The sequence below is a fragment of the Microbacterium sp. PRC9 genome (assembly GCF_031844125.1).
GTDB lineage: Bacteria > Actinomycetota > Actinomycetes > Actinomycetales > Microbacteriaceae > Microbacterium.
On record NZ_JAUZUR010000002.1, the window covers coordinates 142,176 to 163,116 of the forward strand.

Consider the following 20,941-nt stretch of genomic DNA (forward strand, 5'->3'; position numbering starts at 1 on the left):
GGGATCACGCGACCAGGCGTCCGTCCTCGATGCGCACGACGCGGTCGACCTGGCCGTCGGGTACCACCACATGTGAGATCAGCACCACGGCCTGGTCGTCACGGACGGCGCCGAGCAGATCGGTGAGCAGGCGTTCGGAGGCCTCCGGGTCGACACCCGCAGTCGGCTCGTCGAGCACCAGGACGGGGAAGCCCCGCAGGAGCGCCCGCGCCAGCGCGATCCGCTGCGCCTGCCCTCCTGACACGAGCGCGCCGCGCTCGCCGACGCGGGCGCCGAGACCCCCACGCTCGCGCAGCCACGGCCCGAGGCCGACGCGATCGAGCGCGGCCTCGAGCTCGGCGTCCGTCGCGGTGTCGCGCGCGAACAGCAGGTTCTGGCGGATGTCCTCGTCGAAGAGCATCGGATGCTGCTCGCACAGGCCGACGGTGAGCCGCACGTCGTCGGGAGAGAGGTCGTGCACCGAGCGGGAGCCGACGTCGTAGCCGCCCTCGGTCTCGAGGAACCGCACGAGCGCGTGCGCGAGGGTGCTCTTGCCGGCGCCGCTCGATCCCATGACGAGGACGCGCTCGCCGGGCCGGATGGTGAGGTCGACATCGTGCAGCGCGGGCTGGGCGGCGCCGGGCCACCGCACGCCGGCGGCCTGCAGGCGGATGCCGTCGCCGAGCGCCGGGGCGTCGCCGGTGGGCTCGACGGTCTCGGGCGCGAGTTCGGCGGGCGTGGCGGCCGGCAGCGAGTCGGCGATGCGCCCGGCCGACGCGCGGACCTGCCGCCACGCCGACGCCGCCATCGGCACGGACGCGAACACCTCGAACACCGCCATCGGCACGAGCACGGCGACAGCGAGCGACGGGCCGGTCAGGGAACCTGACGCCGCTCCCGGCGCGGTGACCAGCACCGCGGCGATCGATGCGGCACCGGCGAGGAGCGACACCAGGGCGGCGGTGCCCGCCTGCGCTCCCGAGCGGCGGACGACGGCGCGCCGCAGGTCGGCGTCGGCCCGGGCGATGCGCTCCCGGCTCTGCGCCTCGGCGCCGAACGCCGTGAGCACGTCGAGGCTGCCGATGTGGTCGAGCACCGCGTCGGCGAGGCGGGCGCGCAGGGGCGCGATGGCGCGCTCGGCGCGGGCGCCCGACATCCATCCCCACAGCGTCGCGATCGCGGCGCCGACCACGAGGCACGCGAGCAGGGTCAGGGCGGCCGGCCACCACACGAACGCCACCAGCGCGACGGCGCCGAGCGCGACGAGCGCCGACGCGACGAGCGGCTGCACGACCCGCAGCGGGAGGTTCTGCAGCTCGTCGACGTCGTCGACGAGGGCCCCGAGCACCGAGCCACGGCGGGTGCGGGCCAGTCCGTCCGGGGCCAGGGGGACGAGTCGGCGGACGAGGTCGGCGCGTGTCGAGGCGAGCTGCCGCAGGGCGGCGTCGTGGCCCGTGAGTCGCTCGAGGTAGCGGAACGAGGCCCGAGAGATCGCGAAGAACCGCACGCCCACGACCGCGGCAGACAGGTACAGCACCGGCGGCTGCTCGCTCGCGCGCACGATGAGCCAGGCGCTCACCGCGAGGAGGGCGACCGCCGAGGCCTCCGACGCGAAGCCGGCGGCGAGTGCCCACCAGAACCGCCGCGCGGGAGGCATCGCGCCCCTCAGCACCGACCCTGGCGTCGCGGCCTGCGCGATCATGCGAGCACCTCGCTCGACTCGAGCCGCACGACGTGGTCGGCGATGGCGCGCGCCGACGTGCGGTGCGAGACCAGCAGGACCGTCGCGCCCTCGTCGGCGAGGAGACGGATGCCTCGCCACAGCCGGGCCTCCGTCTCGGGGTCGAGCGCCGAGCTGGGTTCGTCGAGCGCGATCACCGGGGCGTTCCCGCGCAGGTGCCGGTAGAACGCGCGGGCCACCGCGACGCGCTGGGCCTGGCCGCCCGACAGCCCCGCGCCCTGCACCCCCAGCTCCTGGGCGGGATCGAGCGTGCCGGCGCACGCGAGGTCGAGCGCACGCCGGATCGCCGCCGGATCGGGTGCCGCGTCGCCGAGCGTGACGTTGTCGGCGATGCTCCCGGTGAGGAGCCCCGGCCGCTGGCCCGCCCATGCGAGCCACGCGGACGGCGCGAGGGCGCGCACGTCACAGCCGTCCCAGGAGGCATCCCCGTCGAACATCGCGGCGCCGCGCAGTGCGGCGAAAAGGCTGGACTTGCCGGCGCCGCTCGGTCCCTCGATGAGCGTGACGGTGCCCGGCCCGGCCGTCAGGTCGACGGGCGGCAGCATCCGCTCCCCGCGTGTGACGCGGACGCCGTCGAGCACGAGGTGTGCGCCGGGTGCAGGCGTTTCGTCTCGCGCGTTCCTCGCTCGCTCGACGAGCGGGGGGAGGGGCGCCGCAGAAACGGCCCGGGCCGCATCCAGCACGTCGAACACGTCGTCGGTCGCGGCGACGCCCTCGGACGCGGCGTGGAACTGCACGCCGACCTGGCGCAAGGGCAGGTACGCCTCGGGTGCGAGCAGCAGCACGAAGAGGCCTACGGCGAGCGTCAGTGCTCCGTCGATGAGCCGGAAGCCGATCGACACCGCGACGATCGCGACGGCGATCGACGCGAGGAACTCGAGCGCGAACCCCGACAGGAACGAGACCCTCAGCACCCGCATCGTCTCGCGGCGGTACTCGCCGGTGACCCGTTCGATGGATGCCGCGGCCCTGTGCTGCCGACCGAACACCTTGAGCGTCGAGAGCCCCTGCACGGTGTCGGCGAACCGCGAGGCGAGACGCTGGAGCGTGCGCCACTGCCGGTGCTGCACCGAGCGCGTGGCGAGGCCGATGAGCACCATGAAGATGGGGATCAGGGGGAGCGTGAGCAGGACGGTCAGCCCGGAGATCCAGTCCTGCCACCACATCACCGCGAGGATCAGCGGTGTCGCGACGACAGTCTGCACGAGCTGCGGAAGGTAGCGGCCGAAGTACGCCTCGAGCGCGTCGAGGCCTCGTCCCGCGGTCACCGCGAGGGCGGCAGAGTTTCGGGCGCCGAGCCACTCGGGTCCGAGCACGCCGATCGCCTCGACGAGCCCTGAGCGCAGCTGTCCCTGCACCCGAGCGGCCGCGCGGGCGGCGACGGCCTCGCGCGCCCAGAGCAGTGCGGCACGGAGAGCGACCGTGATCGCGAGCGCGCCGAGCGTCGCGGCGAGCTCGGCCGACGGCAACCCGTCGATGGCTCCGGTGACGGCACGCGTCAGCAGCCACGCGAACGCGACGATCACCGCGGTCTGCGCCGCGGCGATCGCGGCGATCGCGACGAAGAAACCGCGAGAGGCGCTCGCGTACCTCAGCAGCCGCGGGTCGACGGGCTTGCCGTTCACGCGAGGCGGGGCATCCGTCTCACTCATTCCTCTTCGACCCTACCCATCCGTCGCCCTGTCGCCGACGCGCTCGCCGGTGGCGCCGGTCGGCGAGCTGACGCGGGAGGACGGATGCCTCGGCCCGAGGCATCCGTCACCCGCACGTCAGTGCGCGGGCGCCGCAGCCGCCTTCTCGATGCGGGAGCGTGTGACGCGCTTGCGGAAGATCCAGTACGTCCAGCCCTGGTAGGCGAGCACCAGCGGCAGGAAGACGAGGGCCGCCCACGACATGATCGTCAGCGTGTAGTCGGTGCTCGACGCGTTCTCGATCGTGAGCGAGCCCGCGGGGTCTCCGGTCGAGGGCATCACGTACGGGAACAGCGCGAACCACACGGCGAGCACCGCGGTCACGATCGTGAAGGCGCCGAACCCGAAGGCCCAGCCCTCGCGCCCGCGGGCGTTCGAGATCCAGGAGGCGATGAGGAGCACCGCCGCCACCGCCGACAGGATCGCGGTGACCATCGCGAAGTCGCGGCTCTCGGAGAACGCCATGACGACGGTCCACACCAGGAATGCCGCGGCGACGACGATCGTGAGGAGCCCCGCGCGTCCGGCGAGCCGGCGTGCGTCGGCCGCGACCTGGCCGTCGGTCTTCAGCGCGACGAAGTACACGCCGTGCGTGAAGAACAGCAGCAGCGTCGTGAGGCCGCCCAAGAGCCCGTAGGGGTTGAGCAGGGTCAGCAGCGAACCGGTGAATTCGTGGTCCACGTCCAGCGGCACACCCTGCACGATGTTCGCGACGGCGACGCCCCACAGGAAGGCCGGCACCGCGGAGCCGACCACGATCATCGTGTCGAAGCCCTTCTTCCAGCGGAGCGAATCGCGCTGGTGACGGTACTCGAACGAGACGCCGCGCAGGATGAGCGCGAGCAGGATCAGCAGCAGCGCGAGGTAGAAGCCGCTGAAGAGCGTCGCGTACCACTCGGGGAACGCGGCGAACAGGCAGGCGCCGGCGACGATGACCCAGGTCTCGTTGAGGTCCCACACGGGGCCGATCGTGTTGATGACCTGGCGGCGGCTGATGTCGTTCCTGCCGAGGAACGGCAGCGACATGCCGACGCCGAAGTCGAACCCATCGAGCACGAAGTAGCCGACGAAGAGGAAGCCGACGATCCAGAACCAGAGGTAGGCGAGATCCATGATGTGCTCCTGCAGCCCTTAGTAGACCGTCGTCGGGGTGTCTTCGACCGCCAGGTCGCGCGCATCGGGCGCTCCGGGCTCGGGGAGGGGCTCCGGGCCCTTCTTGGTGGTCTTCAGGATGAGGCCGAACTCGACCACCGCCAGCGCCGCGTAGATGAGGGTGAACGCGGTCAGCGAGATGAGCACGGTCCATCCGGGCACCGAGGGTGAGACGCCGTCCTCGGTGAGCATGAGGCTGAACACGATCCAGGGCTGGCGGCCCATCTCGGTGAAGACCCAGCCCACGAGGATCGCGAGGAGTGAGGCCGGCCAGGCCCAGATCGCGAGGCGCCAGGCCCACGCGGGAACCTCGCGCTTGGCCTTCTTGCGGGTGAGCCAGAGCCCCACGACCGCGACAAGCGCCGCGACGCCGCCGAGGCCGATCATCCAGCGGAACGCCCAGTACGTGACCCAGAGGATCGGCGCGAAGTTGCCGTCGACCTGGTCGGCGAACTGTGGGAACAGCTCGGTCGTGTAGAGGTTGTTGAGGTCGTTGATGCCCTCGACGCAGCCGTCGATCGAATGCGTCGACAGCAGCGCCAGCAGGTACGGCACGCGGATCGAGAAGAGCTCGCTCGTGCCGTCGGGCGTGCCGAGCGTGAAGATCGAGAACGAGGCGTCCGCCCCGCAGGCGCTGTCGAACATCGCCTCGGCGGCCGCCATCTTCATCGGCTGCGTCGCCACCATCACGAGGCTGAGCTGGTCGCCCGAGATCGCGACGCCGGCGAAGGCGGCGATCAGGCCCCAGAGGCCGAACTTGAGCGACGAGCGCATCATCTCGACGTTCTGTTTGCGCAGCAGGTGCCAGGCCGAGATCGAGACGATCACGCCCGCGGTCATCATGAACGCCGCGAAGAGGGTGTGGGGCAATGCAGCGAGCGCCACCGGGTTCGTCAGCACGGCCCAGAAGTCCGTCATCTCGGCGCGCGAGCCGTCCTCGGCCATCTTGAAGCCGACCGGGTTCTGCATGAAGGCGTTCGCGGCGAGGATGAAGTACGCCGAGAACCATGCGCCGATCGTCGCGATCCAGATGCTCGCCAGGTGCAGGGCCTTGGGCAGCTTGTCCCAGCCGAAGATCCACAGCCCGATGAAGGTCGCTTCGAAGAAGAAGGCCATGAGTCCTTCGAAGGCGAGCGGGGCGCCGAACACGTCGCCGACGAACCGCGAGTAGGACGACCAGTTCATGCCGAACTGGAACTCCTGCACGATGCCCGTGACGACGCCCATGGCGAAGTTGATCAGGAAGATCTTCCCGAAGAACCTCGTCAGGTGCAGCCACTTCACGTTGCCGGTGCGGAACCAGGCGGTCTGGAAGATCGCGACCGTCAGCGCCATGCCGAGCGTGAGGGGGACGAAGAGGAAGTGGTACAGCGTCGTGAGGCCGAACTGCCAGCGCGCCAGCAGCAGAGGGTCCAGCAGATCCACGATGCGATTCTCCGATCGTTCCGGACTGGGTCTGATCACCGTAGCATGTGGTCAGACCACACGGGCGACGAATCCCCAGGGGCGCCCGGTCGTCCCAGATTCCCAGGAATTCGGGACGGAGGCGAGCGTCCCCGCCGTGAATAATGAGGTTGCAGCGGCGCCCGTCGTCCGCGGCGCGACTACCCTCGGAGACATGGCGAGCCGGGCACAGCGATCGGAGCCGGACGCGTGAGTGCGATCCCGGTGACGATCGGGCGACGGATGCCTCTTCCCGCGGCATCCGCGGACCTCGGCGCGTTCGAGGGAACGGCGCCGGTGGCTGCGATCGGTGCACCACTGGTCGACACGCACGGGCGTGTGCATCGCGACCTGCGGATCTCGCTGACGGATCGCTGTTCGCTGCGGTGCACGTACTGCATGCCCGAGCAGGGCAACGAGTGGCTCGCGAAGACGAGCATCCTGACGTTGGACGAGATCGTGCGCATCGCGCGGGTGGCCGCGGCCGACGGCATCACGACGTTCCGGCTCACCGGCGGCGAACCGCTGCTGCGCACCGACATCGTCGACGTGGTCCGCCGGCTGTCGGCGATCACGGGACCGGACGGCAGGCCCGTCGAGATCGCGATGACCACGAACGGCATCCGGCTGCCCGAGCTGCTGCCGGGACTGGTGGAGGCCGGGCTGACCCGGCTCAACATCTCGATCGACACGCTGCGCCGTGATCGGTTCCACGCCCTGACCCGCCGGGACCGGCTGGACGATGTGCTGGACGGGATCGCGGCGGCCGGAGCATCCGGTCTGCGGCCTCTCAAGCTGAACGCGGTGGCGATGCGCGACGTCAACGACGACGAGCTCGTCGACCTCGTCGAGTTCGCGATCGCGCATGATGCGCAGATGCGGTTCATCGAGCAGATGCCGTTGGACGCCGGCCACACGTGGGATCGGTCGCGCATGGTGACGCAGGACGAGATCCTCGCCGCGCTGTCCGCGCGGTGGACACTGACGCCGGTGCCGGGTCGGGGTGGGGCGCCCGCGGCGCGGTGGACGCTCGACGGCGGTCCGCATTCGGTGGGGGTGATCGCGTCGGTGACGGCCCCGTTCTGCGGCGACTGCGACCGACTGCGGCTGACCGCGGACGGGCAGCTGCGCAACTGCCTGTTCTCGACCACGGAGTACGACCTGCTGCCGATCCTCCGCGCGGGCGGTGACGACGGCGAGGTCGATGGGATGCTGCGCTCCTGCGTGCACGGCAAGCTGCCGGGGCATGCGATCAACGACCCGTCGTTCCTGCAGCCTGCGCGGGGCATGAACGCGATCGGCGGCTGAGATGGGCCGCATCACCACGCGCACCCCCGTCACCCGCATCGTGCTGAACGACGGAGACGTCGCGGTGCGCCGCCGCGCCGACACGCTCGTCGTGGAGGAGCCGCTCGAGATCCGCATCGCCGGTGAGCCGCTCACCGTCACGATGCGCACGCCCGGCAACGACCTCGACCTCGCCGCCGGATTCCTGGTCTCGGAGGGCGTGATCTCGGCTGCTGCAGACCTGCGTTCGGCGATCCACTGCGGCGGGCCGGGCACCGCGGCTGTGCCGTCCACCCCTCTGCTCACGATCGGCGTCGGTCCCACGCAGCCGACGACCTCGAACGAGAACACGTACAACATCCTCGACGTCGCGCTCGCGCCCGAGCTCGCACCGCTCGTCACCGACATCGCCCGCAACTTCTACACGACGAGTTCGTGCGGCGTGTGCGGCACGGCATCCATCGAGGCCATCGAGAAGCAGTCGCGCTACGACGTCGGGACGGATGCCGCAGCCGTCGACGCGACCATGCTCGCCGGTCTTCCCGACGCTCTGCGCGCCGGACAGACGGTGTTCGACAAGACCGGAGGTCTGCACGCCGCCGCGCTGTTCGACGCCGCGTCCGGTGAGCTGCTCGTGCTGCGCGAGGACGTGGGCCGGCACAACGCCGTCGACAAGGTGATCGGGTGGGCGCTGCTCGAAGACCGCCTGCCGCTGAGCGCAACGGTGCTGCAGGTGTCGGGTCGGGCGAGCTTCGAGCTCGTGCAGAAGGCCGTGATGGCCGGCATCCCGATCCTGTCCGCCGTGTCGGCACCGTCGTCACTGGCCGTCGAGCTGGCCGCGGCCTCGGGGCTCACGCTCGTCGGGTTCGTGCGCGGGTCGTCGATGAACGTCTACGCGCGGCCCGACCGGGTGCGGGTCACTGCCGCGGTGCGCTGACCGCGCCGGGATTCAGCCGTGCGAAGCGGCGAGCTGCACGACGCACTGCGTCGGGTCGCATGACGGTGCGATGCCCTCGACGCGCAGCGGGCCGCCGGCCTGGGCGAGCACGCTGTCCATGAGTCCGATGTGCACGCTGCACAGCACGCCGCGGTGCTCGGCGGCCGGCACGTGCGGGCAGGGCGTGAGATCGACCGTGAGGTCGCGCTGGTCGACGAGAGGGTCGAAGCCGGCGTCGCCGAGGTCCTCCACCAGCGCGTCGAGCTGGTGCAGCGCGTCTGCGCCGAGTTCGGCATCCGTGTCGGATCCGTACACGCGACGCAGCAGATCCCCGCGACGAGCCGCCTCCTCCGCCCGGCGGACGGCGACAGGGCTCGATGCCTCGTCGGAGCCGGTGGCCGCGGAGTAGAGCACGCGCGGGCGTCCGCGCGTGGTGCGGCGCTCGGTCTCGGCGATCACGTACCCGGCGTCGATGAGGCGCTGCACGTGCTCGCGCACGGTGTTGGCGTGCAGACCGGTTGCCTCGACCAGCTCGGAGATCGCCCGCTGCGGGCGCTCCTGCAGCAGGTGCATGATCTCGACGCGGGAGTAGCTCGAGATCGCGCTGTACCCGGTCGTCATGGACCCATTATCGCGGGGCGCCACCACGACCGGGTGCCCGCAGGTTCACCCGTGTCGGATCAGAACAGCTGGCCGAGGATGAGGATCGCGATGAAGAACACCGCGACGATGCCGACGATGATCGCGAGCGTGCGGCCGGAGAGCTTCGCGACGCCCCAGCCGACCAGCACGGGGATGGCGAAGAGGAACAGCGCGACGATCCACCAGAACGCGGAGTAGGCGCCGCTGGTCGCGTCCTCGAGGCGTCCGCCGAACAGCGACTGCGTCGCCGGGTGCGTCGCGAAGCGGACCGCGATCGAGATGGGAACCGCCACGAACACGAAGACGACGAGTCCGATGAGCCAGCCCCAGAGGGTGGAGCTTCCGCCGCCCGAGAGGACGCCGCCGTGGAGCTCGGGTTCGGGCTTCTGCTGCTGCTTGCCTGATGCCATGGGCATGACTCTAGTGGCGCGCGGTGGCGGGGCATCGCATGATTCGCATGATGATGTCGCCCGGACATGGCGCTGTCCGCCGGCGGGGAGGGGCGGACAGCGTCGGGGCGCCGGGGAGAACCGCCATGGGGGGAGCGATCTCCGCGCTCACCATCCACGATCGCCGTCCGTCAGGGGGTGAAGCGTCGGGGCGCGCGGTCGCGGGGTCTGAGAGAGAAGCTACGCCCGCCGCCGGTGTTCGCAAGGGGGATTGCCTGTGCGTCCCCTGAGTGCTACTCGGCCGCGCCGATCGCGGGTGTTCGCGCGCTCGTGGTGGGATGGGACCGACATGAGCGAGCCGCCTCCTCCCCTCGATTCCGCCACCGCGATCGCCGCTGCCGTGCGGCAGGGGGAGGTGACCGCGCAGGAGGTCGTGGAGGAGCATCTGGCCCGCATCACGAGGGTCGATCCCGCACTCAACGCGCTCACCGTGGTCTTCGCCGACCGTGCGCGGACCGCGGCCGCTGAAGTGGATGCCGCGGTCAAGGCGGGTCGCGACCCCGGGCCTCTCGCGGGCGTGCCGATCTCGGTGAAGGAGAACATCGACCTCACCTGGTCGGCGACGACGAACGGCTGGCGAGGACTGACCGACGCCGTGCCGGCGCGAGACGCCACCGTCGTGAGGCGGTTGCGGGGTGCCGGGGCGGTGCCCGTCGCGCGGGGCAACATGCCCGACTTCGGGATGCGGTGGGACACGGACAACGACGTGTTCGGTCGCACCCTGAACCCGTGGAACCGCGCTCGCAGTGCCGGCGGGTCCAGCGGAGGAGACGCCGTCGCCGTGGCGACCGGGATGAGCGCCATCGGCCTCGGCAACGACTTCGGCGGCTCGCTCCGCCTCCCCGCCTACGCGGCAGGCGTGGTCGGACTCCGCCCGTCGCAAGGGCGTGTGCCGCGCGCGGCGGTGCGTGAGCAGCCGGTGGCGCTCACGCTCCAGCAGTTCTCCGTGAACGGGCCCCTGGCGCGTCGCGTCGACGACGTCGCGCTCGCACTCGGGGTCCTGCAGGGAGGGGATGCCGACGACCCGGTGTCGCTCGCCGCGCCCGCGGTGCACCCCGACGCGGTGCCGCGCCGCGTCGGCGTGGTGCGCGATCCGGCGGGCCACGAGGTGGACCCGGAGGTGGCGGCCGGAATCGACCGGGCCGCGGCATCCCTCGCGCGTGGAGGCTGGGAGGTCGTCGACGTCGGCGTCCCTCTGCTCGAGGAGGCGGCCGTGCTGTGGCGGCGGCTGTCGTGCACCGACATGCTCATCTCGCTCGACCCCGCGGCCCTCGGTCTGCCGCTCGGGCGTTCCGCCACGGCATTCCTGCGCGACAGCACGGCGGCGGCGCGCCCGTACGAGTCGGCGCGCGAGTACGCGCAGGCGTGGGCACGGCGAGCCGCGATCGCGGCGGAGTGGCGACGGCTGCAGGTCGACGTGCCCGTGATCTTGGGACCCGTGTCGACCTCGCGGATGCGCGAGCCCGACTACGACCTGGGTGGTCAGGAGGCCGCGGACCGCGCGTGGCGCGATCTGTGGCTGACGGTGGTCGTCAACTTCCTCGGACTGCCCGCGCTGGCCTTGCCCACGGGTCTCGGCGCCGACGGCATGCCCACCGGCGTGCAGCTCGTCGGCCCCGGGTTCGGCGAGGAGGTGCTGTTCGAGGCGGGGCGTGCGGTCGAGGCCGGAGTGCCGGCCCTTCCTCCGATTCCTTCGCCGGTCTGACGCGACCTCTGGCGCCCGCAGGCGCCCCTGCGCCAGGCTGAGGCAGGCCCGCCGGGGTGCGGGCCGGTATCAGCGGCATCCGTCCGTCCTCCTCCGAGACGGAGCCGAACGGAGGACCCATGTCTCGCACGCAGGCGTCGCCGGTCACGCTGCCCGATCTGCGGGGGCGCACCGCACTGGTCACGGGCGCGAGCGACGGCGTCGGCGTCGAGATCGCGCGCGGCCTTGCAGCGGCGGGCGCCGATCTCGTGCTGCCGGTGCGCAATCGCGTCAAGGGAGAGCGGGCCGTCGAACGCATCCGGGAGAGCGCGCCCGACGCGCGCGCCGAGCTGGTCGACCTCGACCTCGCGCGGCTGGACTCGGTGCGCGCGCTCGCCGCCGCGGTCCTGGCCGAGCGGACGCCCCTCGATCTGGTCGTGCTCAACGCCGGCATCGTGCTGCTCGGCGACCGTGTGCGCCATATGAGCGCCGATGGTTTCGAACTGCACTTCCAGACGAACTTCCTGGGGCACTTCGCGCTCACGACGGCGCTGCTGCCGCTGCTGCAGCAGCGGGGAGCGCGCGTCGTCGTGCAGCTGAGTCTGGCCGCCGGCGTGTCGCGCCTCGCCTGGGACGATCTGCAATGCGAGCGACGCTACTCCCCGCTGCGCGCCTACGGCGCGTCGAAGGTGGCGCTGGGACTGTTCGGCTGCGAACTCGCCCGGCGCGCGGCGGCGGGAGACGGGGGCGTGACGGTGCACCTCAGTCATCCCGGCGTGGTTCCCGACACCGGGATCGCGCCGGCCATGCGCGCCCGCGATCGCGGCGGTCTCGGACGCCGACTCGCCGACGGCCTCGGCAATACGCCCGCGCAGGCCGCGCAGCCGGCGCTGCTGGCCGCGGTGACGAATGCGCCGGCCCCAGGCTTCTTCGGCCCTACGGGAGCGCTGCACTTCGGTGGGGCGGCCGGCCCCGTGCGCCCGTATCGACGGCTCGCCGACCCTGTCGACGGTGCGCGGATGTGGGCGGTGGCCGAACAGCTGCTGCAGGACCGCAGCGACGCCGTGCGCGCCTGACCCGGAGCGTCGCCTACGGTCCGGGCGTCTCGGGCGTCTGCGGGAACGGCGGTTCCTCCGGGTGGGGCGCCAGCGGCTCATCGGGCCAGGGCGCCAGCGGCTCATCCGGCGGCAAGGGGATGCTGGGGCCGGGACCCGGGTCAGGGCTGCCCGGTCCGGGAGAGCCCGGTCCGGGAGGCATCTCACCCGGAGGGGTCTGGCCCGGCAGCGGCTCGGGGGTGGTGGGGTCGGTCATGAGGTCTCCTGGGAGGAACGAGGGCCGCGCATCGTGCCCTGCATCGACCCCAGCCTGCGGCGCGGACGACGACGCGGCGAGGCCCTTGACCGCGAGGCGATGCGGGTCTACGGATCAGCGGCCGGGATCGAACCGCGCGTGCGCCAGCCGGTGCAGCATGAGCGCGACGTCGAGGCGTGTGCGCCCGCGCGCTGTCGACGGGTCGTACCCGAGCCGCGTCGGAAGCTCGTGCAGCCGTGCGCCCATCGTGGAATGGTGCACGCCGGCGTCGGCGGCCAGCGAGCGCTGAGAAGCGCCGTTCGCCAGGGCGCGCAGCATCCGTTCGCTCCACGCGGTCGCGAGCAGCGCGTCGATCCCGAGCACGTCGGGATGCGGCGATGCGCGCAGGTCCTCGGTCTCGGCGAGCTGCAGCAGCGGGCCGAGGTCGGCGGCGCGCACGACGGGCTCGTCGTCGTCGGCGAGGCGCAGCGCGACGAGGGCGGAGCGCCACGACTCGCGCAGGTCGGACAGCCCGGAGGCTGCCGTCCCGATGCCCGCTCGGGGTGCGGGCGCGCGATCGTCGGGCGAGAGAGCGGCGCGCGCGAGGCCGAATCGCGTCGCGACCACCGCGTGGGCGAGAGGACGGTCGAGGCGCACCGTCGGCGGCACGGCGACCGCGTGGATCGCGGTGTGGGCGCCCAGCGACAGCCGGGCGGCCGCCTGCTCGCGCTCCTGTTCCGAGGCGTCGCCCGCCAGCAGCACCTCGACCGCGCGACGCGTGGGCGCGCTGGTGTCGAGCCGCACCGACTGGATCGACAGCGCGATCGCCAGCCGTTCGAGCACCATGGCGTCGTTCGCGTGAGCGGCCCCGGCGCGCTCGAGCCACACCGTCGAGCCGTCGGCGGAAGGGACAGCCGGCCAGTCGTCGGGACGGCCCGGCGCCAACTCGGCACCATCCACGCCGAAGCGGCGCCCCTCCGCCTGACCGGCGCGCACGTGCCCGATCGGCGCGCCGCTGAGCACGGCGGCTCCGCGCAGCATCCCCTCGGGGCCGACGCGGCCGTCGACCAGCGCATCGAAGTACGCGATGACCTTGAGCGTCTCGCTCGCCTCGGGATCGAGGGCGCTGAGCCTGCCCACGAGTTCCTTCATCGGCATCCCCCTCGACGCTGCTGAGCCCCACCCTACGCGGGCGGGGGTTCAGCAGCGTGGCTCAGGCGTCGAGCATGCGGGTGAGCCAGCGGTTGCGCGTCTCGATCATCGCCATCGAGATCTGGGCCTGCGGGGCGAACCCATCGAACCCGTGGAAGCCGCCCGGCCACACGTGCAGCTCGGCGATCCCGCCGGCCGCCCAGATGCGCGACGCGTACGCGACGTCCTCGTCCCGGAACACCTCGGCGCTGCCGACGTCGATGAAGGTGGGTGGCAGATCCGAGAGGTCTTCGGCGCGGCCGGGAGCGGCGTAGATCGACACGTCGTCGGTGCCGCGGCGGTCGCCGAGCAGCGCGTTCCATCCGGTGAAATTGCTCGTGCGGTCCCACACGCCGATTCCCTGGATCTGCAGGGCCGACACCGACTCGTTGCGATCGTCGAGCATGGGGTAGATGAGCAGCGAGGCGCGCAGCGGCGGGCCCTGGCGGTCGCGGGCCAGCAGCGTCACTCCGGCCGACAGGCCGCCCCCCGCGCTCGCCCCGCCGACGATCAGCCGAGTCGGGTCGATGCCGAGCTCGTCGGCGTGCTCCGCCGTCCACACGAGGCCCGCGTAGCAGTCCTCCACCGGCACCGGGTCGGGGAATTCCGGCGCGAGGCGGTACTCGACGCTCACCACGACGGCGTCGTGGCTGGCGATATAGGGCAGGAAGGCCTGCACGCCCATGAAGCGGTTGCCGATCACCATGCCGCCGCCGTGGATGTGGTAGATCCCCGGCCCCGTCGTGGTCTGGCCGGGGCGACGGTAGATCGACAGCACGATCTCGCCGCCGTCGTGGCCGGCGATCGTGCGCTCCTCGTGGACGGCGCCGACGGCAGCGACCTGCTCATCGAGCGTCGGGTCGGCGGGCATCTCGCGCATCAGCGGGATCATGTCGGGCGTCAGTGTGGGCTTGATGACCTCGGCGATGAGGTCGAGCGCGGCGTGGAGCTCGGGATCGAAGGGTGGTGCGGTCAGTTCGGGCATGGGGTCTCCGTCGTTCTGGTCCGCCGCGGCGCTGCGGCGTACGTCGATCCTCACTTCATGGTGACGGATGCCGCGACCGCCGTGTGCGGCGGTTTCAGGGCGCTGAACCCGCCAGGTGCGCGGCCGCTCCTGCGCAGGACGCCGCGGGGGCTCCTTAGGCTGGAGGGGTGGCATCCGTTCTCAACATCTCGGCGTACCTCTTCACGCGCATCGACGACACCGGCGAGCTGCGCCCGCTGCTGCGAGAGCGCGCGGTCGCTGCCGGATTGAAGGGCACGATCCTGCTCGCCGAGGAGGGGATCAACCTCTTCCTCGCGGGCGACGCCCAGGGGGTGCGCGGCTTCGTCGCTGAGCTGCGGGCGGATCCGCGCTTCGCCGCGCTCACGACGAAGGACAGCTGGTCGGACGCGCAGCCGTTCGGCAAGATGCTCGTCAAGGTCAAGCGCGAGATCATCCGCATGGACCACCCCACCATTCGCCCCGAGGGCGATCGCGCGCCCGCCGTCGCTCCCGCCACGCTGCGCCGTTGGCTCGACAGCGGTCACGACGATGACGGCCGCGAGGTCGTGCTGCTCGACACCCGCAACGCCTTCGAGGTCGACTACGGCGCCTTCGACGGCGCTCTCGACTGGCGCATCGAGAGGTTCACGCAGTTCCCGGATGCCGCGGCCGCCGCAGCGCCCGACCTCGCAGGCAAGACCGTCGTGAGCTACTGCACCGGTGGCATCCGATGTGAGAAGGCCGCGATCTACCTGCGCGAGGCGGGCGTCGAGGCCTACCAGCTGGACGGTGGCATCCTCGGCTACTTCGAGCACGTGGGCGGCGACCACTGGAGCGGCGACTGCTTCGTCTTCGACGAGCGGGAGGCCCTGACGCCGGGGCTGGCGCCGCGAAGGGGAGCCGTCGCGTGACCGCGCAGGAACCGGTGGCCGCTGCTCGTCCCGTCAGTCGCGCCGCGGTCCTGGTCGCGCTCGGGGTCGACGTCGTGCTGGTGATCGCGTTCGCCGCCATCGGTCGCGCGAGCCATGACTCCGACGTCTGGACCGGCCTCGGGCAGACCGCCTGGCCGTTCCTCGCCGGCCTGGGCGTCGGCTGGCTCGTCACGCGAGCGTGGCGTGCACCGGCGGCGCCGGTGCGCACCGGCTTGGGCGTCTGGGGGATCACCGTCGCCGGTGGGATGCTGCTGCGCTGGGTGTCGGGTCAGGGCACAGCGCTCGCGTTCATCATCGTGGCGGCGCTCACGCTGCTGGTTGCGCTCGTGGGCTGGCGGGTCATCGTCGCGATCGTGCGTCGCGTGCGCCGGCGCTGATCGGAGCGGTCTCAGGCGGTCTTGCGGAGGCCGGTCTCGATCACGATCCGGTTGCCCTCGATCACGCCGGGGCCGTCGCCGGGGAGAGGGGCGGGTGCCGGCGTGATCTGCTCCGCCTCCCACACCGCGCGGGCGTTCTCCGCCGTCGGGTAGAAGAACTCTTCGACCCCGAGCAGTCCGCCCGACGAGTGCGACGGTGTCTCACCGCGCCGGCGACGGCGGTGCGTGTCGAACGCGAACCACAGGAAGTACACCGGCAGCGCGACGACCGCGGAGACGAATCCCCACACCATCGCGTCGCCCACGGTCATGACGACAGCGTACGTCGCGTCAGCGGTGAGCGGAGGCCTGGAGGGTCACGTCGGGAGGTAACTCGGCGAACCACGCCTCGAACGGCACCGGGGTGCCGTCGCCGGGCACCTCGTCGACATACGCGGTGGCAGCGCGCACGATGCGGCCGTCGGTCGCCCGCGCGACCACGGTGACGGCGACGTAGCGCTGGTCGTCTGCGAACCGCCCGCTCACGGTGCCGGTCGCGGCGCCCGGCGGTGTTCGTGTCGATGTGCCGCCGGGATCGGGCGCGCCGGTGAGCCCGTCGACGCTGAACGAGCCCGTCTCGTCCCCCGGCGAGAGCGTCGCTTCCGGGGCCTCGGGCACGGTCACCTCGATGGCGTCGATCAGCGCTTCGCCCTCGATGGTGAAGTAGCCGACGACCGCGGTCTGACCCGACAGGAGGGTTGCGACGGCGGTCGAGGAGCCGATGACGGCGCCGTCCTCGGCGTACGCCTGTGCGTCGAGGAAGGCGTCGAACACATAGTCGGCATTCGGGTTGTCGACCACGACGACGTACCACCAGATGTCGCCGAAGTCGTGCCCGAACGCGGTCTCCGTCACCGTCGGCCGCTGGGGCGCCGGGAACTGCGCGCCGGGGTCGGGCTGGCCGTCCGTGCCCGGCGCGGCGACGCCGGGGATGGCGTAATCGTCGTAGTAGCCGTCGCCTGGGTTCGAAACGACGTCATCGCCGGAGGAGGTGCCGAACGGTCCGAGCCACGCGACCGCGATCACGATGGACACCAGGCCGCCGAGGACCGAGGTCACCAGCGCGCCGACGCCGAAGCCTTTGCCTCCCTGGTGCCGGCTGAGGAGAGCGACCAGCGACAGTACGAACGCCGCGAGGAGCAGCAGGGGAGCGAGCAAGCCGGAGCTCGACCCGAGCCCTGCACCGGCGAAGAGCAGGAGCACACCGGCGCCCGCGAGGACCAGCGCGACGATGGCGAGCGCCTTGGGTCGGCTGTCACGGGCTCCGGGCACGGGGTACCCGGCTCCACCGGGTGCCGTCGGAGAGCCTGGCGCGGCAGGGTACGCCGAGGTCGTGGGGTAGCCGGGCCCGAGGGGGTGCCCGGATGCCTGGGCCGCGCCGACCCGTGCATAGGGCGGGAGCAGGTGCTCGGCTCCGCGCGGGTCCGTGCCGGCGAGCGCGTAGCCGTGCGGCGCCGCGTAGCGGCCCGGGGTGCCCGACGCCGTGGGCGGGGGTGCGGCGTCGCCGGGTTCCGGCGCCGCGTACGCCGGGACCGCGTACTGCGGGGCGTCGAGGTCGGGTGTGCGATAGCGCCGCGGGGTGGGTGCGCCGTCCGGAGTCGACGCGTCGGCGGGCGCGCCCGGAGTCGCCGTGTCGGCGTCGCCCGGAGGCAGGGGATCGGGCATGAAGCTCCTGTTCGCGGTCTCCTGGGTGCCCAACCTAGCGAAGGTCCGTGCCCGTGGTCGGGCGCCTGAGCGCGCCGGCACGACGACAGCGCCCCCTGCGCAGCCCTGGACGGGCGACGCCGGAGGCGCTGTCGGTGGCTTCGCGGTGTCAGCTCAGGCCGTTGTCGGCGAGCCAATCCTTGGCGATGTCTTCGGACGAGCGCTGGTCGACCGTCGATTCGACATTCAACGCGACGAGGCCCTCGGGCGTCAGCGCGGCGCTCACCGCGTTGATCACGTCGGCGATCTCGTCGGCGATATCGGCGTTCACGACGGGCACGACGTTGGACGCCAGGAAGAGGCCCTTCGGGTCTTCGAGCGTCACCAGCTCGTCGGTCTTGATGCGGGGGTCGGCGCTGTAGACGTTCGCGACTTGAATGTTGCCGGCGACCAGCTCGTCGACGGTGGTGTCGGCGGTGGCGCTGAAGGTGACGTCCACGTCGTACAGATCCTTGAGACCCTTGGGGCCGTAGGGACGCTCCTCGAGCTCGGGCGCACCGCCGAGCACCAGGCCGTCGATGCCGGCGAGGTCGGCGATCGAGGTGATTCCGTTCTCCTCGGCGAAGGCGGCCGTGACGTTGTACGAGTCCTGATCGGTGGCAGGCGACTGGTCGAGGACCGTCAGCCCGTCCGGCAGGGCGCCCTCGAGGGCTGCGTAGACGTCATCGGGAGTAGTCGCGGTCGTGTCGGGCTCGAAGTACTGCAGCAGGTTGCCGGTGTACTCGGGGAACAGGTCGATCGAGCCGTCCTCGAGCGAGGGGATGTATACGTCGCGCTGTCCGGTGTTGAAGTTTCGCTCGACGGTGAAGCCGGCGCCCTCGAGCGCCTGCGCGTAGATCTCGGCGATGATCTCGTTCGAGTAGTACGCCTGCGAGCCGATGACGATGGTCGACGAGTCAGCGGTGTCGCCGCTGTCGCTGTCGTCGCCGAGGGGGTCGCTCGAGGCGCAGCCCGCGAGGGCGAGCGCCGCGATCGCGGTTCCGGCCAGGGCGACCGCGAGGCGGGTTCGTGCTGTGGACATTGTCGTACCTCCGGTGTGGTGGGGGATCAGTGGGAGACCTGCAGCGAGCGGACCGTGTCGGTGCGGGCGGCTCGTGACGGCCGACGGCGAGGGCCGTCGGTGTGAGGGACGGCGAAGCGGGCGAGCAGGGCGAAGAGCCCGTCGAGAACGAGGGCGAGGACGACGACGATGATCGAGGCCCCGAGGATCTCGGCGAAGTCGCGCAGCGCGATGCCCTGGAGGATGTAGAACCCGAGGCCGCCCACCCCGATGTACGCCCCGATGGTCACCGTGGCGACCACCTGCAGCGTTGCGGAGCGGAAACCACCGATGAGAAGAGAGAGTCCGAGCGGCACTTCGATCCGGAACAGGATCTGCCGCTGGGTCATTCCCATCGCGCGCCCGGCGTCGATCACCGATCGGTCGATCGCCTCGATGCCGGCATACGCTCCGGCGAGGATCGACGGGATGGCGAGCACCACGAAAGCGGCGACGGCGGCCTCGGTCTTGAGCGAGACCCCGAACAGCAGGTAGAGAAGCACGACGAGCCCGAGCGCGGGCAGCGCGCGGGCGGCCCCCGACAGGAACACCGCTACCTCGCGACCCTTGCCCGTATGACCGATCATCCAGCCGACGGGGACGGCGATCACGGCCGCGATCGCCACCGAGCCGAACGTGTACGCGAGGTGCTGGGCGATCGCGGTCGGCACTGGCAGGGAGCCCGCCAGCCGCGCGGGGGAGAAGATCCAGGCGAACGCCTCGGCGAGCAGGTTCATGCGGTCACCGCCCGGGGCCGGGCGCGGCGCGGCGCGGCGATGCGCCGGGTCCACGGCATGAGGGCGCGCCCCGCCAGCATGAGCAGGAGGTCGATGACGACCGCGATCACGACGACCGCGACGACCCCGGCGAACACCTCGGCGATGATGCGTCGCTGCGACCCGTTCGTGAACAGGTAGCCCAGGTTCTGAACGCCGATGAGCGCTCCGACGGTCGCCAGCGAGATCGTGGACATCGCCGTCACGCGCAACCCTGCGAGCACCACAGGGCTGGCGAGGGGGAAGTCCACCGTCCAGAAACGTCGCCAGGCGCCGAAACCGACCGCGACCGCGGCGGACCTCGTGCCGGTGTCGACCGAGGCGAGCCCGTCCGTGACGGATCGGGTCAAGATCGCGACGGCGTAGATCGTGAGCCCCACCACGAGGTTCAGCTCGGATTGGTAGGGGATGCCGAACAGTGTGGTGAGCAGCGCGAAGAGCGCGAACGACGGGATCGTGTACAGCAGGCCGACGACGGTGAGCACGGTGCCCCGCAGCCTCGTGTACCGGAAGGCCAGCCACCCCAGAGGCACCGACAGCACGAAGCCCGCGATGATCGCGATGGCGCTCTGCCGCAGATGATCGAGCGTCAGCGCCCAGATCAGGTCGACGTTGTCGGCGACCCAGCTCACGGCTCGTCCTCCACGAGCACGCCCTGTGTGCGGCCGGCGTCGTCGACGAGCACCGTGCCGCGTGCGGTGCGCTTGGCGCGCAGCGCCCGCGTGCCGCGCTCGACGCCGATGAAGTCGGCGACGAAGTCGCTCGCCGGGTTCTCGATGATCTCGCTGGGGCTGCCGATCTGTGCGATGCGCGCGCCCTTTTCGAGGATCACCACCTGATCGCCGAGCAGGAACGCCTCGTCGATGTCGTGGGTGACGAAGACGATCGTCTTGTCCAGCTCCTTCTGCAGGCGGAGCGTCTCTGTCTGCAGTTCGCGGCGGACGATGGGGTCGACGGCGCCGAACGGCTCGTCCATCAGCAGGATGTTCGGGTCGACGGCGAGGGCGCGCGCGACGCCGACGCGCTGCTGTTGACCGCCCGAGAGCTGGCTCGGATACCGCTTGGCCAGACCGCGCTCGAGGCCGACGACATCCATGAGCTCCAGGCCCCGCTCGCGCGCCTTCGCCTTCGGGACGCCGTTCAGCACCGGCACCGTCGCGATGTTGTCGACCACCGAGAAGTGGGGGAGGAGGCCGGCGTTCTGCAACACGTAGCCGATGCCCCGGCGCAGCGCGACGGGGTCGCGCTCCGAGATCGGCTCGTCGTCGATCGTGATGACGCCGCCGGTGGGGTCGACGAGCCGGTTGATCATGCGCAGCAACGTGGTCTTGCCGCTGCCGGACGAACCGACGAGCACCGTGGTCTTGTGTGCGGGGATGAGCACACTGAAGTCCTCGACGGCGGCCGTGCCATCGGGGTATCGCTTCGAGACCCCACGGAATTCGATCGCCATGCTGCCCTTTCGGCCGGGGTTCCCAGATAACCACAGGCCGCGGACATGGCGGCTCGGACTGGACAGACGCCGTAACCTGCGCCATCCTTCCGTCTGCAGGCGCCGCAGGCAATGGCTTCGCCGCTGTCACCGGCGGCCGCTACCGTGGGG

General features: G+C 71.6%; 21 protein-coding genes. 6 read left to right on the plus strand and 15 right to left on the minus strand.

What is annotated here, in order from left to right:
• Positions 1-4 precede the first annotated feature (4 nt).
• The 4 genes from cydC to Q9R33_RS04210 form a co-directional block, all read right to left on the minus strand.
• Complete coding sequence (gene cydC, locus Q9R33_RS04195; protein ID WP_311292965.1) at positions 5-1,681, minus strand: thiol reductant ABC exporter subunit CydC; 1,677 nt, start codon at positions 1,679-1,681, stop codon at positions 5-7.
• Positions 1,678-3,372 carry a thiol reductant ABC exporter subunit CydD gene (cydD, locus tag Q9R33_RS04200; protein ID WP_311292966.1) on the minus strand — a complete coding sequence of 565 codons (1,695 nt, stop codon included), beginning with the start codon at positions 3,370-3,372 and terminating at the stop codon, positions 1,678-1,680. The genes cydC and cydD overlap by 4 nt, the downstream gene beginning before the upstream one ends.
• A 117-nt stretch (positions 3,373-3,489) precedes the next feature.
• Positions 3,490-4,524, minus strand: coding sequence for a cytochrome d ubiquinol oxidase subunit II (gene cydB, locus Q9R33_RS04205; protein WP_056369208.1), 1,035 nt, complete (start codon positions 4,522-4,524; stop codon positions 3,490-3,492).
• An 18-nt stretch (positions 4,525-4,542) separates the two neighbouring features.
• Entirely contained in the window at positions 4,543-5,988 is a 1,446-nt protein-coding gene (locus Q9R33_RS04210) for a cytochrome ubiquinol oxidase subunit I (protein WP_056369209.1), read from the minus strand.
• Positions 5,989-6,216: 228 nt separating this feature from the next.
• On the opposite strand from Q9R33_RS04210, the gene moaA reads away from it, so the two are divergent.
• Both moaA and fdhD read left to right on the plus strand, forming a co-directional pair.
• Positions 6,217-7,314, plus strand: a complete 1,098-nt coding sequence (moaA, locus tag Q9R33_RS04215; RefSeq protein WP_310245185.1) for a GTP 3',8-cyclase MoaA — start codon at positions 6,217-6,219, stop codon at positions 7,312-7,314.
• A 1-nt stretch (position 7,315) separates the two neighbouring features.
• Entirely contained in the window at positions 7,316-8,230 is a 915-nt protein-coding gene (gene fdhD / locus Q9R33_RS04220; protein WP_311292967.1) for a formate dehydrogenase accessory sulfurtransferase FdhD, read from the plus strand.
• A gap of 12 nt (positions 8,231-8,242) precedes the next feature.
• Here the strand turns inward: fdhD and Q9R33_RS04225 are convergent, their stop codons facing one another.
• The gene (locus tag Q9R33_RS04225; RefSeq protein ID WP_311292968.1) at positions 8,243-8,851 is read right to left on the minus strand and encodes an ArsR family transcriptional regulator; all 609 of its coding nucleotides are present in this window, start codon (positions 8,849-8,851) and stop codon (positions 8,243-8,245) included.
• Positions 8,852-8,910: 59 nt separating this feature from the next.
• Entirely contained in the window at positions 8,911-9,282 is a 372-nt protein-coding gene (locus Q9R33_RS04230) for a hypothetical protein (RefSeq protein ID WP_235560214.1), read from the minus strand.
• Positions 9,283-9,610: 328 nt separating this feature from the next.
• Between Q9R33_RS04230 and Q9R33_RS04235 the strand changes: the two genes are divergently transcribed.
• Both Q9R33_RS04235 and Q9R33_RS04240 read left to right on the plus strand, forming a co-directional pair.
• The gene (locus tag Q9R33_RS04235) at positions 9,611-11,026 is read left to right on the plus strand and encodes an amidase family protein (protein ID WP_311292969.1); all 1,416 of its coding nucleotides are present in this window, start codon (positions 9,611-9,613) and stop codon (positions 11,024-11,026) included.
• Positions 11,027-11,145: 119 nt separating this feature from the next.
• A complete protein-coding gene (locus tag Q9R33_RS04240) occupies positions 11,146-12,081 on the plus strand; it encodes an SDR family oxidoreductase (protein WP_056369219.1) in 936 nt (311 codons plus the stop codon).
• A gap of 13 nt (positions 12,082-12,094) precedes the next feature.
• Here Q9R33_RS04240 and Q9R33_RS04245 read toward each other — a convergent pair whose 3' ends face one another.
• The 3 genes from Q9R33_RS04245 to Q9R33_RS04255 all read right to left on the minus strand — a co-directional run bounded on the left by Q9R33_RS04245 (position 12,095) and on the right by Q9R33_RS04255 (position 14,471).
• Positions 12,095-12,316 carry a hypothetical protein gene (locus Q9R33_RS04245; protein WP_157549640.1) on the minus strand — a complete coding sequence of 74 codons (222 nt, stop codon included), beginning with the start codon at positions 12,314-12,316 and terminating at the stop codon, positions 12,095-12,097.
• Between the two features lie 114 nt (positions 12,317-12,430).
• The gene (locus Q9R33_RS04250; protein WP_157549642.1) at positions 12,431-13,447 is read right to left on the minus strand and encodes a hypothetical protein; all 1,017 of its coding nucleotides are present in this window, start codon (positions 13,445-13,447) and stop codon (positions 12,431-12,433) included.
• A 61-nt stretch (positions 13,448-13,508) separates the two neighbouring features.
• Entirely contained in the window at positions 13,509-14,471 is a 963-nt protein-coding gene (locus Q9R33_RS04255; RefSeq protein ID WP_310245194.1) for an alpha/beta hydrolase, read from the minus strand.
• Positions 14,472-14,638: 167 nt separating this feature from the next.
• Between Q9R33_RS04255 and Q9R33_RS04260 the strand changes: the two genes are divergently transcribed.
• Both Q9R33_RS04260 and Q9R33_RS04265 read left to right on the plus strand, forming a co-directional pair.
• The gene (locus Q9R33_RS04260; RefSeq protein ID WP_056369223.1) at positions 14,639-15,382 is read left to right on the plus strand and encodes a sulfurtransferase; all 744 of its coding nucleotides are present in this window, start codon (positions 14,639-14,641) and stop codon (positions 15,380-15,382) included.
• Positions 15,379-15,780 carry a DUF3054 domain-containing protein gene (locus Q9R33_RS04265; RefSeq protein ID WP_235560215.1) on the plus strand — a complete coding sequence of 134 codons (402 nt, stop codon included), beginning with the start codon at positions 15,379-15,381 and terminating at the stop codon, positions 15,778-15,780. Before Q9R33_RS04260 ends, Q9R33_RS04265 begins: the two co-directional genes overlap by 4 nt.
• Positions 15,781-15,791: 11 nt before the next feature.
• Here the strand turns inward: Q9R33_RS04265 and Q9R33_RS04270 are convergent, their stop codons facing one another.
• From Q9R33_RS04270 to Q9R33_RS04295, 6 genes are all read right to left on the minus strand, one after another.
• Positions 15,792-16,091 carry a hypothetical protein gene (locus tag Q9R33_RS04270; protein ID WP_310245199.1) on the minus strand — a complete coding sequence of 100 codons (300 nt, stop codon included), beginning with the start codon at positions 16,089-16,091 and terminating at the stop codon, positions 15,792-15,794.
• A 19-nt stretch (positions 16,092-16,110) separates the two neighbouring features.
• Positions 16,111-17,484, minus strand: a complete 1,374-nt coding sequence (locus Q9R33_RS04275; protein WP_311292970.1) for a hypothetical protein — start codon at positions 17,482-17,484, stop codon at positions 16,111-16,113.
• 148 nt (positions 17,485-17,632) lie between these two features.
• Positions 17,633-18,544 carry an ABC transporter substrate-binding protein gene (locus Q9R33_RS04280; protein ID WP_056369229.1) on the minus strand — a complete coding sequence of 304 codons (912 nt, stop codon included), beginning with the start codon at positions 18,542-18,544 and terminating at the stop codon, positions 17,633-17,635.
• A 26-nt stretch (positions 18,545-18,570) separates the two neighbouring features.
• The gene (locus Q9R33_RS04285) at positions 18,571-19,299 is read right to left on the minus strand and encodes an ABC transporter permease subunit (RefSeq protein WP_311292971.1); all 729 of its coding nucleotides are present in this window, start codon (positions 19,297-19,299) and stop codon (positions 18,571-18,573) included.
• Positions 19,296-19,970 carry an ABC transporter permease gene (locus Q9R33_RS04290; RefSeq protein WP_311292972.1) on the minus strand — a complete coding sequence of 225 codons (675 nt, stop codon included), beginning with the start codon at positions 19,968-19,970 and terminating at the stop codon, positions 19,296-19,298. Before Q9R33_RS04290 ends, Q9R33_RS04285 begins: the two co-directional genes overlap by 4 nt.
• The gene (locus Q9R33_RS04295) at positions 19,967-20,791 is read right to left on the minus strand and encodes an ATP-binding cassette domain-containing protein (RefSeq protein WP_310245207.1); all 825 of its coding nucleotides are present in this window, start codon (positions 20,789-20,791) and stop codon (positions 19,967-19,969) included. The genes Q9R33_RS04290 and Q9R33_RS04295 overlap by 4 nt, the downstream gene beginning before the upstream one ends.
• Between the last annotated feature and the right edge of the window lie 150 nt (positions 20,792-20,941).

Excerpts from the sequence above, each read along its gene's own strand:
- cydC (WP_311292965.1), bottom strand. The coding sequence starts at position 1,681 with ATGATCGCGCAGGCCGCGACGCCAGGGTCGGTGCTGAGGGGCGCGATG.
- cydD (WP_311292966.1), bottom strand. The coding sequence starts at position 3,372 with ATGAGTGAGACGGATGCCCCGCCTCGCGTGAACGGCAAGCCCGTCGAC.
- cydB (WP_056369208.1), bottom strand. The coding sequence starts at position 4,524 with ATGGATCTCGCCTACCTCTGGTTCTGGATCGTCGGCTTCCTCTTCGTC.
- fdhD (WP_311292967.1), top strand. The coding sequence starts at position 7,316 with ATGGGCCGCATCACCACGCGCACCCCCGTCACCCGCATCGTGCTGAAC.
- Q9R33_RS04225 (WP_311292968.1), bottom strand. The coding sequence starts at position 8,851 with ATGACGACCGGGTACAGCGCGATCTCGAGCTACTCCCGCGTCGAGATC.
- Q9R33_RS04230 (WP_235560214.1), bottom strand. The coding sequence starts at position 9,282 with ATGGCATCAGGCAAGCAGCAGCAGAAGCCCGAACCCGAGCTCCACGGC.
- Q9R33_RS04235 (WP_311292969.1), top strand. The coding sequence starts at position 9,611 with ATGAGCGAGCCGCCTCCTCCCCTCGATTCCGCCACCGCGATCGCCGCT.
- Q9R33_RS04240 (WP_056369219.1), top strand. The coding sequence starts at position 11,146 with ATGTCTCGCACGCAGGCGTCGCCGGTCACGCTGCCCGATCTGCGGGGG.
- Q9R33_RS04245 (WP_157549640.1), bottom strand. The coding sequence starts at position 12,316 with ATGACCGACCCCACCACCCCCGAGCCGCTGCCGGGCCAGACCCCTCCG.
- Q9R33_RS04250 (WP_157549642.1), bottom strand. The coding sequence starts at position 13,447 with ATGAAGGAACTCGTGGGCAGGCTCAGCGCCCTCGATCCCGAGGCGAGC.
- Q9R33_RS04255 (WP_310245194.1), bottom strand. The coding sequence starts at position 14,471 with ATGCCCGAACTGACCGCACCACCCTTCGATCCCGAGCTCCACGCCGCG.
- Q9R33_RS04270 (WP_310245199.1), bottom strand. The coding sequence starts at position 16,091 with ATGACCGTGGGCGACGCGATGGTGTGGGGATTCGTCTCCGCGGTCGTC.
- Q9R33_RS04275 (WP_311292970.1), bottom strand. The coding sequence starts at position 17,484 with ATGCCCGATCCCCTGCCTCCGGGCGACGCCGACACGGCGACTCCGGGC.
- Q9R33_RS04280 (WP_056369229.1), bottom strand. The coding sequence starts at position 18,544 with ATGTCCACAGCACGAACCCGCCTCGCGGTCGCCCTGGCCGGAACCGCG.
- Q9R33_RS04285 (WP_311292971.1), bottom strand. The coding sequence starts at position 19,299 with ATGAACCTGCTCGCCGAGGCGTTCGCCTGGATCTTCTCCCCCGCGCGG.
- Q9R33_RS04295 (WP_310245207.1), bottom strand. The coding sequence starts at position 20,791 with ATGGCGATCGAATTCCGTGGGGTCTCGAAGCGATACCCCGATGGCACG.